This window comes from Flavobacterium bizetiae, assembly GCF_902804475.1.
Classification (GTDB): domain Bacteria; phylum Bacteroidota; class Bacteroidia; order Flavobacteriales; family Flavobacteriaceae; genus Flavobacterium; species Flavobacterium bizetiae.
In genome coordinates this window covers 77,119-90,514 of the sequence record NZ_CADCSU010000078.1, presented here as the reverse complement: position 1 = coordinate 90,514, position 13,396 = coordinate 77,119, and the positions used below count along the sequence as shown (strand labels likewise).

Annotated in this window: 11 protein-coding genes; 7 read left to right on the top strand and 4 right to left on the bottom strand. The window is 32.5% G+C overall.

Translation table 11 applies throughout. From position 1 onward, the window contains the following. Nucleotides 1–2,637: TonB-dependent receptor (locus FLACOL7796_RS09410; RefSeq protein WP_173970544.1), on the bottom strand; the 2,637-nt coding region annotated here is incomplete at its 3' end. A gap of 395 nt (nucleotides 2,638–3,032) precedes the next feature. Continuing rightward, on the bottom strand, nucleotides 3,033–4,028 hold the full coding sequence (locus tag FLACOL7796_RS09405) for an NAD(P)H-dependent glycerol-3-phosphate dehydrogenase (RefSeq protein WP_173970543.1): 996 nt from the start codon (nucleotides 4,026–4,028) through the stop codon (nucleotides 3,033–3,035). 172 nt (nucleotides 4,029–4,200) lie between these two features. Here FLACOL7796_RS09405 and FLACOL7796_RS09400 point away from each other — a divergent pair, with 172 nt between their 5' ends. Beyond that, nucleotides 4,201–6,690: a toxin-antitoxin system YwqK family antitoxin gene (locus FLACOL7796_RS09400; RefSeq protein WP_173970542.1), complete on the top strand. Its 2,490-nt coding sequence runs from the start codon at nucleotides 4,201–4,203 to the stop codon at nucleotides 6,688–6,690. A 257-nt stretch (nucleotides 6,691–6,947) separates the two neighbouring features. Here the strand turns inward: FLACOL7796_RS09400 and FLACOL7796_RS09395 are convergent, their stop codons facing one another. Both FLACOL7796_RS09395 and FLACOL7796_RS09390 read right to left on the bottom strand, forming a co-directional pair. Next, nucleotides 6,948–8,105: an iron-containing alcohol dehydrogenase gene (locus tag FLACOL7796_RS09395; protein ID WP_173970541.1), complete on the bottom strand. Its 1,158-nt coding sequence runs from the start codon at nucleotides 8,103–8,105 to the stop codon at nucleotides 6,948–6,950. A gap of 160 nt (nucleotides 8,106–8,265) precedes the next feature. Beyond that, the gene (locus FLACOL7796_RS09390; protein ID WP_173970540.1) at nucleotides 8,266–9,030 is read right to left on the bottom strand and encodes a type 1 glutamine amidotransferase domain-containing protein; all 765 of its coding nucleotides are present in this window, start codon (nucleotides 9,028–9,030) and stop codon (nucleotides 8,266–8,268) included. 85 nt (nucleotides 9,031–9,115) lie between these two features. On the opposite strand from FLACOL7796_RS09390, the gene FLACOL7796_RS09385 reads away from it, so the two are divergent. From FLACOL7796_RS09385 to FLACOL7796_RS09360, 6 genes are all read left to right on the top strand, one after another. After that, nucleotides 9,116–10,021 (top strand): LysR family transcriptional regulator, encoded by a 906-nt coding sequence (locus FLACOL7796_RS09385; protein ID WP_173970539.1) that lies wholly within the window; start codon nucleotides 9,116–9,118, stop codon nucleotides 10,019–10,021. 68 nt (nucleotides 10,022–10,089) lie between these two features. Continuing rightward, entirely contained in the window at nucleotides 10,090–10,461 is a 372-nt protein-coding gene (locus FLACOL7796_RS09380; RefSeq protein ID WP_173970538.1) for a PKD domain-containing protein, read from the top strand. Nucleotides 10,462–10,573: 112 nt separating this feature from the next. Further along, entirely contained in the window at nucleotides 10,574–11,266 is a 693-nt protein-coding gene (locus FLACOL7796_RS09375; RefSeq protein ID WP_173970537.1) for an NUDIX hydrolase, read from the top strand. Between the two features lie 74 nt (nucleotides 11,267–11,340). Beyond that, complete coding sequence (prs, locus tag FLACOL7796_RS09370; protein WP_173970536.1) at nucleotides 11,341–12,168, top strand: ribose-phosphate diphosphokinase; 828 nt, start codon at nucleotides 11,341–11,343, stop codon at nucleotides 12,166–12,168. Continuing rightward, nucleotides 12,165–12,983, top strand: a complete 819-nt coding sequence (locus FLACOL7796_RS09365) for a TIGR02452 family protein (RefSeq protein ID WP_173970535.1) — start codon at nucleotides 12,165–12,167, stop codon at nucleotides 12,981–12,983. The genes prs and FLACOL7796_RS09365 overlap by 4 nt, the downstream gene beginning before the upstream one ends. A 75-nt stretch (nucleotides 12,984–13,058) precedes the next feature. Beyond that, complete coding sequence (locus FLACOL7796_RS09360) at nucleotides 13,059–13,394, top strand: hypothetical protein (RefSeq protein ID WP_173970534.1); 336 nt, start codon at nucleotides 13,059–13,061, stop codon at nucleotides 13,392–13,394. The last annotated feature ends 2 nt before the right edge of the window (nucleotides 13,395–13,396 follow it).

Here is a 13,396-nt window from a genome sequence, read left to right as displayed (position 1 = left end):
AGTGGCAATTTTTGATAAAATTTTATTGTCATAATCATCATAATAATAGGGTTTAAGATTTAAAAAGTTAGTTGCATATAATGAAGCACTGAAACCATTTAAAAAATCTTTTGAAACTCTTAAATGAAGGTTATGAAGTATGTTTGGTATCTTAGATTGAGTTTCGTTTCTTACTTTAATCAAATGCCCATATTTTTGAATATTAGTCCTGTCTTCAACAGGAATTTCGTGATAAACAAGTTCTGAGTCTAAATATCCATTAGGATAATTACTAGTTTGGGTTTTAGTATTCTGTAATAAAATATGTTCCGTTCTCAAGGAAATAAGTAATCCAACAGCAGGTATATGATAATTAAAATTAAAGCTAGTTGTGAAGCTATCCATTATACCATCTTGTGGATTGTAAACTCCGTATCTTTCAGCAGAAGTAAGACTTGCAGAAGATTCGTATTCTTTAACATCTGAAAAATCTTTTGTATGCGTGTATGAAGCATTCATGCTTACATCCAAATTAAGAGATTTAATTTTTTTGAAATTTATGGTAGTTTCTATACCAGTATCTTCTGAACTACGGTCGTTTGTCAGACTGTTATTCATGTAGTAAAATTTTTCAGTGCCAACAATGTTGTAGTTTGGAATTTCTGTACCGGTTACAATGATTTCGGCTTTTGGAATTACTCTATAGACAGGGACTTTTTGACCAGAAAAACCATTATAAAGCTTATTATAATATCCGGTTAAATTAACGGAGGCAAAAGGTAATTTTATATCTAATCCCGCTTCTGTTCGATATGCTTTACTTGGCTTTAGGTTTAAATTGTCTCCCGGAGTTATGATAGTTTGAATCCAGGCTTTTTGATAAACACCCGGATAAGTATAAATACCACTACCAATTAATTTATCGATATAACGATCTCCGGTGTATAGTTGGTTTAAAGACGGAGCTTTTGATGAAAGGCCTAATCCTGCACGTAATCTAAATGTTTCATTAAGTGTATAAGATGAATTTACACGGGGCTGTAATGAAATATTTCCCATTTGATTATCAAATCGTACTCCTAAATCAAGATTTAATATTCGTTCGTCTTTAAATTTTTTAAATATTCTGTCTTCGAAATAAGTAGAAATTTGATATTCTGTTTTTGAGTTAGTAAAGCTATAGTCTCTAAAACCAATGGTGCTGTTTCCTTCTCTCGAAAGAGTATAAAAATTCAACATTTCCTGGGTAGCATTTTTTCGTCCTTCACCTCTGTTTACGCTTGTTCTGTGCGAAACTCCAAGAACCAGACTGTGAATCCAATTCGATTTATTTGTTAGTGTTTTTGTAGTTTCAAGAGTAAAAAATGTTGAAATAGGAATACCTTCTACTGTACTTACACTAGTATATTGTGATGGAACAATAATGGCCTCATGTATTCCTTCTTCTTGAGTATCAGTTGCTGCAGAAGGTGAAGTATTCATCCATTTATCTCTTCTGGAAAATTGTCGGTCATAGCTAAGACTTGCATTTACATTAATTCCGTCAACCCATAAGTTTTTGGGTTTCCACATTAAATTATTTGAAATAGAAAAACCTTTTTTTTCGTTTTTTATGACTTGAGCGCTGATATCATCCGGATCACTTTTAGAGTTATCAAGATTCATTCGAAATGAAGTATTTACCGTGTTTTTTATAGTAGCATCATTATTCTTATATTGCCAGGATATGTTTCCGTTTATTCTTTCATAATTCAAAATATTGTCTCTCGGATCAGCTTTAGAATCGAGATAATTAATTCCAAAATTCATCGAATTATTTAAATTGAATTTTACTCCTTTTGTCAAATTAAGTTCAGATGTCGCATCTCTGATGGATGCAGAAACCCGGTAAGGACTATTTCCTACCTTTGTTGTTATTAAAACAAGCCCCGAAGTTAAATCACCATACTTTGCAGAAGGAATTCCCTGAATAACTTTTATTTCTTCAATATTATTAGTAGATATTTCTCTTAAATCAACTCCTCTATTTGTATTCGTAAAAGTGTTTCCTTTTATACCAAAATCATCTGCAAGACCTGAATTTGGATTTAAGGCCTGCATGTTTTCGTTGTTAGAAATAGGAATGTCATTCATTACAAATGAAGTTCCAAAAGCCTTATTTGCGTTAGAAGCTGACAATTTTGAGGCGGTACGAAAAACTATATTCTTGAATTCATTTAAATTAAAATCCGTGGTAGTTTGTCCCGGAAGCTGCTTCAAAACATCGTCTAGCGAAAAAGCCTGTACATTATTAATTGCATTTGTACCTAAAGTAAGTTCAGAATATTTTCTTTCTTTATTGGCGGTAACCACAACTTCTTTAAGGCGAAGTGTGTTATCTTCTAAAAAAACTGTAATAAAATTTTCGTTGTTTTTTAAAGCAATGTTAGACTCCATTTTTCCCAATATAGAAAAGTTTAGTACTATATCTTCAAGATAAGGAATTGTAATTTGAAAGGCTCCGTCTTTATCTGAAATACTCCAGTTATCAGATTTTGTATCTCGTATAAAAACGCCTGATAAAGCTGTTGAATTTTCTTTGTCTACAATCTTACCTGTAATTACTCTTTGAGAGAAAACAGAACTCGAAATTAAAAGAAGAAATAAAATAGAACGCATTGTTTTTAATTAGAATCAATAAAAATAATAGCGCAAATGTATCAATAATTCTTTGTGAACCAATGAAAAATAGGGGAGTTTGAAATTGTGAGTGTACCAATTTGTGAGAAAAAGATAAGCTTTAAGTTTTTAAAAACTTGCTCTATGTTGTTGATAATCAGTAAAGGGTTGTTTTGACCATTTTGTAAGAGTAAAGCATTTACTTTTTTTTAACAAGATGTACGTTTGATGTATTCTGAAGCAGAACATTTCTTGTTAATTCGTTTGGTTTTTTTTTGCTTCAGCTTAAAATTTTTAAGAATTGGATATAAAAAAAGAGCCAGAAAATTTTAAATTTCCTGACTCTTTATATAAGTTTTAAGACTTCGATTGAAAACTGTACTTCGAATAAAAGCTTAATCCAAAGATTCTGTTAGTTTTTTAAACACCGTTTTAGCATCTTTTCCTTCGTATAATATAGCGTAAACAGCATCGATAATTGGTGTTTTTGCTCCGTAACCCTGATTAAGTTTATAAGCACTTTTAGTCGCATAATAACCTTCTGCAACCATACTCATCTCCATCATGGCACTTTTTACGGTATAACCTTTTCCAATCATATTTCCGAACATTCTGTTTCTGGAGAATACAGAATATCCCGTAACCAATAAATCGCCTAAATAAGCCGAATCATTGATGTTACGTTTCATTTTGTGTACTTTTTTGATGAATTTTTTCATTTCGCGAATTCCGTTACTCATCATAACTGATTGAAAGTTATCTCCGTAACCTAAACCGTGTGCAATTCCGGCTGCGATTGCATAAATGTTTTTAAGCATTGCAGCATATTCAGTACCAATAATATCATCAGAAATTTTGGCTTTGATATAATTTCCAGACAATGTTGTAGCTACAACTTTGGCTTTAGCCGGATCTCCACAAGCAATTGTCAAGTACGAAAGTCTTTCTAATGCAACCTCTTCAGCGTGACAAGGACCTGTAATAACACCAATGTTATAATACGGAATGTCGTATTGAATATGAAAGTGTTCTCCAACAATTAAACTCGTCTCGGGAACAATTCCTTTAATTGCCGAAAAGATAATTTTATCAGACAAAGAAACCGTTAAATGTTTTAATTCAGCATCTAAGAACGCAGACGGAATAGCAAAAATTACATAATCTGCATATTCGACGGCTTCGTTTATATTGTTGGTTAATTTAAGTTTTGCAGTATCAAATTCAACCGAACTTAAATAATTTGGATTGTGTTTGTATTTCTGAATGTGCTCGATCGCAGCATCATTACGCATGTACCAGGCAATTTCTGAAAGATTCACGCATAACATTTTTGCAATTGCCGTAGCCCAGCTTCCTCCTCCAATTACTGCAAATTTTAGATTTTCGCTCATTTTTTTAATAATTTAAAACAAAAGTACTTAATAATGCAGTAATATCACAAAATCTGATTTAAGAAATTTATAAACGGTTGGTAAGACGAGTTGAATTTTACGCAGTATTTTTTATCTTTAAAAAACTAAATGAATTCAAAAAGCCTTACATTCGGTGAAATTTCTTTCAAATATGACTACTAAAATTTTCAACATTATTTTGATTTTAACAACCAGTTTTTCTTTTTCGCAAAACGCAGATCGTATTTATTATGATAAAGACTGGAAAGAAACAACCAAAGAAAATGCTTCTTTTTACAGAATCATACCATCCAAAAAAATAGGTAATCTGTTTTTAATGCAGGATTTCTATAGTAATAATACACCGCAGTTTCAAGGTTATGCTTTACAAAGCGACGAGAATAGTTATGTGGGAGATATTGTTTGGTATGACGAAAATGGTTTTGATACAGCGGTTTATCAATATTATAATAATACAGATGTTCCTGTTTTGACCTATTATTATCCTAATGGAAAAAAACGCAAAACGATTGAATATAAAAAAGGGAGGAAAAGCGGATTTTCGATTGTTTATCATCAGGACGGAACGGTTTTAATGAAAGGAAAATACCTTGATGGAAAACCGGTTGAAGGAGATTTTGAGGAAGTTAGAAACTGGGATGATTACCGCAACAACAAGTCAGAAGAAGAAACGTATAAGGAACAGACCGAAGTTATGATTGAAACGGCACCGGTAATGGTTGAAGATTATCAGTCCGGAACTCCAAAAAAGGTTATAAAGAATCTGGTGAAGAAAAAAATATTCTGGATCAATTCAAAACAATTGGCACAGGAAATCTGGTATGATATTGAATATGGCCAAATGCATCCTTTTAAACAGGTCAATTATGATAAAACGGGAAAAGTGCTGCAAACCATTAATCAAAATGATTTTGAACAATATGGCAGTGATATTTCAAACGGTACTTTTTACGATTATTACCTTCAAAATAAATTTGCAGTTGGCCTTAAGTCAAAAACGACTTATAAGCAAAGGATAAAATCAGGCGAAGAAATTAGATACTTTCCTAACGGTAAAATTCAGGAACTTACTAAATATTTAAATGGTGAAAAAGTGGGAGATGAAATCGTTTATGACAAAAATGAAACTTTAGTGATAAAGCGAGTGTATAAAAACGGAGCGCCTTTTGAGGGAAATTTTGATGAAAACTTCTCAGGAAGTTTATTGGTTAATGCCAACTATGTAAAAGGTGTAATAGATGGCGAGGCAATTGCTAAAAAACAAGAAAATGATAGTATTGTTGCTAAGGGCATTTACAAAAATGGAAAACCCTATAACGGAACATTTATTATAGAAAGCGGAAAAGATCGTCATGAGTTGATTCATGTTATAGACTTTAAGAAAAACGGATTGCAAAAAGTATTTAGTTATAATATCGATAATGTTCTTGAAACTTATACTTGTGTAAATGATGTAAAAAATGGTGAAACTGTTTTTTATGAAAATGGAGAAGTTACAGGGAAACTGGAATATAAAAACGACTTACCTTTTGAGGGTAAATTAGTAGAAGCTGAAAACGCCACAATTTATAAAAATGGTGCAATTGCTGAAGAAATTTTTTATAGAAGTAAATACGAAAGAACCGATGAAAATAATATTTTAAGATCGAAATATTATACAAACGGAAAACTGACCAAAATAGTCAATCGCTCCTTTACTATTGCAGATAAAGTTCAGGATTCTTATGAAGGAATTTATAAAGATGAAAAACCTTATTCAGGATATTTCGCTACAGATTTTCACGAGTTTAATCATGTCAATTATTATGAAAATGGAAGTATCAAATATCAATATTCTAATGATTATCTGGAGAATCTGGAGAAATACCAACATCCGTATTACGATATAAAATCGACTTATAAAGACGGAAAGATAGTAGATGGCGTAGAATACATAAAATTAGATCGTCAGTTTATTTCGAAATATTGGAAAAATGGAACTTTACAAAGTTTTGATGTAGATCTTTTTGCAATGCATTATTTTAACCGTTTTCATTTTGAATTGAAAAATAATGGTATTGAGATTACTGAATTAAAAAAGGAACAAAAAGGCAGAATTACAATCGAGAAAAACGGCAATAAATATACGAGTCAATTGATTATTGATGATAAAGTAGTAATGTCAAGTACATCTATTGACTTAGAAAACGAGATGCCGGAACAAACGGGAAGTATCGTATATTATGAATCGAACCAGATAATCAAAGCTAAAATTTTAAACTCTAATGAAACAGATGATGAAGGCCGAAGAGCATCAGAGATGTTTTATGCAATATTTGCGTCAACAGCTAATAGTGCGAAAACAATCGAAGAAAACTTCAATTCAATAGCACAGGATTTTTCGATAAGCAAAAATATTGAAGCCATGTTTGGCAAAGGAGATAATGCAGATGTACTGACAGGATTACGATTTAATGAATCTAAAAAGCCGGAAATTGGAATTCTGTTATTAAAAAATAACAATAAGTCATATAATCTAAAATCATTTTTCGATGGAAAAGTGGTGGAGGAAAAGAAGAATATTGATATAAAAAATATCAGGGAAGAAGTTAAAAAAATGAATGCTATTCTTGAAAAAAAAATGAACGAAAACTTTAAATAAACGGTTTCAAACAACCAGAAATGAAGATTAGAAAAAAATAAAAAATTATTTTTAATTATACACAATAAAAATAAAACTGCTACGTTGTAACTACTTGTAAATTAGAATTTAATGAGTTTAGCAAAAATTGAGTTAGTTAGTTTTGTTTTAGTATTGTAAAAAGGCGTTCCTGAAAAATTCAAGAACGCCTTTTTTTTAGTTTTCAGTTTACCGTCACAGTTTTCAGTTTCAACTGTGACTAAATACTGCGACTGTGACTAATAACTAAGTTCAACAATCGATTTTACTTTATCTAAAGTAATTAGTTGTTTTTCTCCTAAACCTTTCCAGCCTCTTTTGTCAAAACGATTCACAATAAAGTCTGCGGTTTTGCTATAATCTTCAATGTATTGCGAAAGTTTAGTGTCCATTCCCATTGTATGGAAGAACTCAACTGTTTTATTGATCGCCTCTTTAGCCACTTCATCTTCAGAACCTTCAAGATTAAAGATTCTTCGGCCGTATTGCGCTAATTTTTGTTTTTTGGTATCAAACATCACATTGTATAAACTTGGGCCAATAATAGCTAAAGTTCTGGCGTGATCGATTCCGTACAAAGCCGTTAATTCGTGACCAATCATGTGCGTTGCCCAGTCAGACGGAACACCTTTTTGAATCAATCCGTTTAATGCCATCGTACAGCTCCACATAAAATTAGAAGCCAAAGCATAATCCGTTGGGTTTTCGACCACTTTTGGACCAACTTCAATTAAAGTTTGCAGAATTCCTTCAGCAATTCGGTCTTGCAAATAACCTTCATGAGGATACGTTAAATATTGTTCCATCACGTGAGTATACGCATCTACAACACCATTTTGCAATTGTCTTTTAGGTAAAGAGGCAATAACAGTTGGATCGCAAATAGAAAATTGAGGAAACATTGCACTTCCGCCAAAAGCCAGTTTTTCCTGAGTTTCTGTAATCGTAACCACAGCTCCCGAGTTCATCTCACTTCCTGTTGCAGGCAAAGTCAAAACAGTACCAAAAGGCATTGCATTTTCTTTAATCAACAAACGTTTTTGCAAAATATCAATCGGATTTCCGTCAAAGTTAACAGCTGCCGAAATAAATTTCACACCATCAATCACAGATCCGCCACCAACAGCCAGAATAAAAGTAATTTTCTCCTTTTTAATCACTTCAACTGCTTTCATCAACGTTTCAAAATGCGGATTTGGCTCAATTCCGCCAAATTCTACAATATCAAAACCTTTTAAATTTTTGATTACCTGTTCGTGAATTCCATTATTAAAAATACTTCCGCCACCATAAGCTAAAAGAATTTTAGCATCTTTAGGAACCAAAGTTGATAGTTTTTCAATTTGTCCTTTTCCGAAAATTAAATTCGTAGGATTATATAATTCGAAGTTTAGCATTTTTTTTATAGTTTCTGAGATGCTAAGTTGCTAAGGTTCTAAGTTTTTGATCCTGGCAACTTAATATCTTTTTATTAATATTTATTGTGATACTAAGTTTTTAAGTTTTCTTTAAAGATATTCCAATCTTAATAACTTAGAACCTTAGCAACTTAGCCCCTTATTTAGTCAATTTTTCCAATAATTTTGCTGCTACCAATTTAGACGAAGCCGGGTTTTGTCCTGTAATCAAAAGTCCGTCTTCAACAGAATAGGGTGCCCAGTTTGGACCTTTTGAGAATTTTGCTCCATTTTGAGTCAAAGCATCTTCTAATAAAAACGGAACCACTTTAGTTAAACCAACTGCTTCCTCTTCTTCATTAGTAAAACCGGTTACTTTTTTACCTTTTACTAAAAATTCACCATTTACTTTCACGTTTTTCAAAACTGCCGGAGCATGACAAACAAAAGCTACCGGTTTTTTATGCGTATAGAAAGATTCTATTAAAGCAATTGAATTTTTATCTTCAACTAAATCCCAAAGAGGTCCGTGACCACCAGGATAGAAAACGGCATCGTAATCTTTTTGGTTAATGGTCGAAAGTTTGTGCGTGTGTTTTAATTTTTCCTGTAAAACTTTATCAGCGTCAAAACGTTTTGTGTCTTCGGTCGCAGATGCGGGATCAGCACTTTTTGGATCAATTGGTGGCTGACCTCCAAGCGGACTTGCAATCGTAATTTCTACTCCCTGGTCTAATAATTCGTAATAAGGTGCAGCAAATTCTTCTGACCAAAATCCTGTTTTCTCTCCCGTATTGCCCAGTTTATCGTTACTGGTCACAACAAATAATACTTTTTTCATACTTTTTTTATTTGTTTTTTGAGCTATAGCTGTTGAGCCAAAAGCTGTTAAGGTTATAATCGCGAGTAATGCTATTCTTTTCATAAGTTTAAATTTTTGTCAAATTTACTGCTTAAGTGATATTTGTAAAAATAAAATAAACTATGTTTGTTATAAATAAATTTATGTCATGGTAAATCTCGAATGGTACAGAACATTTAAAGCGGTTTATAAAAACGGAAATTTTTCTATCGCTGCAAAAGAGTTGTTTATGAGTCAGCCTGCAGTTAGCCAGCAAATCTCAATGCTGGAAGCTCATGTGGGAAACAAATTGTTTAACCGAAAGTCAAAAGGCGTAGAACCAACGGAATACGCTAAGTTACTGAATAATTTGATAATAGATGCGCTGGACAGACTCGAAAGTGTCGAAGCTGGTTTTCGTGCCAAAGCAGAAGATGCCAATCGGTTAATTTCTGTTGGAATTTCAAAACATCTTTTTAATTGTATAGGCGATCTTTTAATTGCTAAGTTTGATTTAATCGATTTTACCTTTGCAGAAAATGATGAACTTTTTGCCTTAGTCGATGCTAAAAAATTGGATTTTGCTATTACCACAAAAAGGTTTGATACTTTTGATACCACGTATGAAATTGTTGGGAAAATTAAGCTCATACTGGTAGCGCCAACAAGTTTAGACATAACCGAATTTCGCCAAAAATTAAAAGCAGACAATTATACCGAAATAGAACAATGGCTTAACAGTCAAAAATGGTACAGTCATGATGCCAGAATTCCGCACATAAAATTGTTCTGGTTACATGCCTTTAATAAAAAAAGACCTTCGATGGTTCCTAATTATATTATTCCTTCAGAATCGGATATGTTGAGGCTTTTATCTAAAAATGAAGGCGTGGCCGTAACCTGGAATTGTAATGCCAGAAATTATATTAAAGAAAACAAACTCCAGTTAGTATGGAATAGTTTTCATGTTCCGGAAGAGTTTGTGTATTTATTAGCCCCTAAAAACAGTAATTTGAATTCGTTTTTTGAAATTATTTCTAAAGAACTAAAGTTATTTTTTGGTAACAGATTATGATTGAAATCATTGTGTTTTGATTTTTAAAAGAATAATTTTGATATACAAACCACTAAAGATTTCTAAAGATGAAAAAGATTGCAACAATTTTAATACTAACAGCGGTGTTCTTTGCATCCAATTCTTGCAGTAAGAGTGATGATGAAGCAATAGTAGATTGTTTTGGAGATTCGATCCTGACCGAATTAAAACATTCGGCAGATGGAACCAATTCTAAGATTATTAATTACTCTATACAGTACAGCGGAAGTAATACTGTAACTTCTGTAAAATGGACTTTTGGCGACGGAACTCCGGCGCAAACCGTAAATAGTGCTACGGGAGCTGTAGCGCATACCTACGCTGCAGGCGGAACATTTGAGGTAAAAGCTGATGTTACGGTTTCTAAATCTGGAGGAAGCTGTACCGTTAGCCCAAAGAAAAGTATAACGGTGAATTAAAAAAACAAAATAAAAGTATATTGATGAGAGTCAATTTTATAATGTATTGCTACGGTAATACATTATAAAATTGGCTCTCATTCGTTATATTTGTTTGATATGATTTAGGATTATGGAAAATTTACAGAATATAAGAGTTGCCGTTGATGCCATTGTTTTTGGATATAAAAATAATGATTTGTACGCGTTATTGATTGAGCAGCAGTTTGGTACTTCAGAAAAATATTGGGCTCTGCCGGGCGGTTTAGTTAAAAATGATGAATCGCTGAGCGATGCGGTGATACGCGAATTGCACGAAGAAACAAACGTGCAGCTTACTTTTATGGAGCAGTTGTACACTTTTGGCGATGATATATACAGAGATTCCAGAAACCGTGTTATTTCTGTGGCGTATTATGCTTTGGTCGATGCTTCGAATCTCGAAATTAAAGCCGATACTGATGCCGAGAAAGTGCAATGGTTTAAAATAGATGCAATTCCGTCTTTAGCATTCGATCACAATTTAATACTTGAAACCGCTATAAAAAGACTAAAAGCAAAACTAACTTACGAGCCTATTGGTTTCGATTTGCTTCCGGATGAATTCCTGTTTTCGGATCTTGAAAATCTTTATTGTACTATTTTAGAAAAGGAAATAGACCGAAGAAATTTCAGAAAAAAAATCCTCAGTTATGGCTTTTTAGACCAAACAGAACATTTTTCTCCAATAAAAAGCGGTCGTCCGGCAAAACTTTTTAAGTTTAATAAATTGAAGTACAATGAATTAATAGAAAAAGGCTTTCACTTCGAAATAAAGTTTGCGTAATTTTTACACAAAATAAATTGTTTATTTAAAATTTAATTCTACATTTGCGTATAATTAACGCAAAATATAAAACTATGATACTTAACCTAGACCCAAAATTCACTCCTGTAACTACTCAGGAAGAAATCAAATTTCAAAGTTTTACATTTTCAGGAGGAGAACCTCACATTAAAATCAATCCTGATTTTGATCATAATGAAAAAGTAACCATCACACATCGATTAAATTCATTCAACGATTTAGGTTTATTGTGTATCACGGTAGATGCTTTACGCAGAATGGATGTGAAAATAATCGACTTGTTTATTCCGTATTTCCCGGCAGCGAGACAAGATCGTGTGATGATCAAAGGAGAATCTCTATCTGTAAAAGTATATGCTGATATTATAAACGGACTTCAATTAAATAAAGTTTTTGTTTTTGATGCACATTCTGAAGTTACTCCGGCATTGGTAAACAACTGCGAAGTCATTCCAAATCATACTTTTATTCAACAAGTTTTAAAAGTAATTGGAGACAACGTAAAATTAATTTCTCCGGATGGTGGTGCTTTGAAAAAAATCTACAAAGTTTCTGAATTTTTAGGCGGAATTGATGTAGTAGAATGCAGCAAAAGCCGTGATGTAAAAACAGGAAAACTATCTGGTTTTAAAGTTTATGAAGACGATCTAAACGGCATGGATTGTTTAATTGTGGATGATATTTGCGATGGAGGAGGAACTTTCGTAGGATTAGCCGAAGAGTTAAAAAAGAAAAATGCCGGAAAATTATACTTAGCCGTAAGTCACGGAATCTTCAACAAAGGGTTTGAAGTTTTAGATTGCTTTGACAAAATATTTACTACGAATTCTTTTAAAGATTTTGATGATGAAAGGGTTGAGGTTGTAAAATTAGAATTATGAATAAAAATTATAGAGTAGAAATAGCAAATAAAACCTTAGAAACCGCAAAAAATGGTTTTTATGAATATAAAGGAAAAGAGATTGTAGTCGAAAAAGAACTTAAAGAATCTATAGAAAATACGTTTACAATTGCACCAAAAGATTGGGAGGCAATTTTAAAAAATCCAATTGAAAATAAGTTTGAAACAGAAATTGTGACAAAAAACTGTTCGACAATTGAAGCGATTGTACAGGAGAAAGACGGCAAAATTTGCGTGTTGAATTTTGCTTCTGCAAAAAATCCGGGCGGTGGATTTTTAGGAGGCGCTTCTGCTCAGGAAGAAAGTCTGGCCAGGTCTTCAAACCTTTATGAAACGCAAATCAAAGACAAAACGATGTACGATTTTAATAGAAATCAGTCTTCGTTTTTATATTCAGATTACATGATTTATAGTCCGAATGTTTTGTTTTGGAACGATGATGATGGAAATTATTTTGAGAAACCATTTGCTGCAGACATCATTACGGCACCAGCACCAAACAAAGGCGCGATGCTGCAACATAACAGGAAAGAAGAAATTGCTGCAACAGAAGAGGTTTTGAAAAACAGAATGGATAAAGTTTTAGCAATTGCCGTAAAGCAAAAAAGCGACACCATTATTTTGGGAGCCTGGGGTTGTGGAGTTTTTAGAAATGAACCCAAAGATGTAGCGCATTTATTCAAAGAAATTATCAAAGAAAAATACGAGGGAGCTTTTAAAAAGATAGTCTTTGCAATTTTTGACAATTCTGAAAAAAAATCAAATTTTAAGCATTTTGAAAATGCCTTTAATTAGTTTAAAGTTTCAGGTTCTGTACATCAACTAAAACCTGAAACAAAAAAATACTATTAACAATAAACCATAAAAACCATGAGTGATGATTTAAAACCAAGATTCATTGAGTCTTTAAAAAGAAACAATGATCAGATTAGAGAAGACAGAGCCAAAACAATTGGTGAGGATTCTGAGTTAATTTACAGACGCCGAGTTGAAGATATTGAACTAAAAATAAAAAGATTAGAAAGAGAACAAGAAGGACTTATCGATATTAGTCCGCTCGATAAAAACAGTTTGACTTTTGCTGATTTTCAACCCGAAGCATTTGTGCAAAGAGATATGGAATTGTCATTGACCCTCAGGAATTTAAACATTCAGTTTGAAGTGACAAAAAAGAGATTCGAATATTTATTTGGTAAAACATTTTAGTT